Source organism: Bacillus sp. SIMBA_031 (assembly GCF_046535225.1).
GTDB classification, from domain to species: Bacteria; Bacillota; Bacilli; order Bacillales; family Bacillaceae; genus Bacillus; species Bacillus velezensis.
The window spans coordinates 1-384 of record NZ_JAWRXC010000056.1 but is presented as its reverse complement, the minus strand read 5'-3'; the positions used below and the strand labels follow the sequence as shown (position 1 = coordinate 384).

The window sequence follows — 384 nt, the reverse complement described above, 5'->3', positions numbered from 1 at the left end:
CATCGACACCGACGGTCTGTACGCGACCATCCCGGGTGGTAAATCTGAAGAAATCAAAAAAAAAGCGCTGGAATTCGTTGACTACATCAACGCGAAACTGCCGGGTCTGCTGGAACTGGAATACGAAGGTTTCTACAAACGTGGTTTCTTCGTTACCAAAAAAAAATACGCGCTGATCGACGAAGAAGGTAAAATCATCACCCGTGGTCTGGAAATCGTTCGTCGTGACTGGTCTGAAATCGCGAAAGAAACCCAGGCGCGTGTTCTGGAAGCGATCCTGAAACACGGTAACGTTGAAGAAGCGGTTCGTATCGTTAAAGAAGTTACCCAGAAACTGTCTAAATACGAAATCCCGCCGGAAAAACTGGCGATCTACGAACAGAT

1 protein-coding gene is annotated in these 384 nt (G+C 47.1%); it reads left to right on the top strand.

Annotated elements, in window-relative coordinates; translation table 11 throughout:
• The coding region (locus SB724_RS19490) for a DNA polymerase domain-containing protein (protein WP_410572425.1) at positions 1–384 on the top strand (384 nt) is incomplete at both ends.